Annotated in this window: 1 protein-coding gene; it reads left to right on the plus strand. The window is 59.7% G+C overall.

Features of this window, described 5'->3' with window-relative positions:
- The coding region (locus tag IV91_RS16500) for a Mu transposase domain-containing protein (protein WP_035419096.1) at positions 1 to 253 on the plus strand (253 nt) is incomplete at both ends.

Genomic DNA, 253 nt, shown 5'->3' on the forward strand with positions numbered 1-253 from the left:
AACTGCCCGGCAGCCGTGCCAGTACTTTTGCAGTGCTGGATGCACCGGCATTGCAACCCCTGCCGGTTCAACGCTATGAAATCGCCCACTTCAAGAGCGCCAAGGTCCATATCGACTATCACATCGCGGTGAATGGTCATCGGTACAGTGTGCCCCATGCCCTGATTGGTCAGGAGCTGGAAGCCCGGATCACCGCCTGCGTCGTCGAGATCCTGCATCGTGGGCAACGGGTGGCCAGTCATGCTCGCTCCGA

This window comes from Ferrovum myxofaciens (genome assembly GCF_000735045.1).
Lineage (GTDB): Bacteria > Pseudomonadota > Gammaproteobacteria > Burkholderiales > Ferrovaceae > Ferrovum > Ferrovum myxofaciens.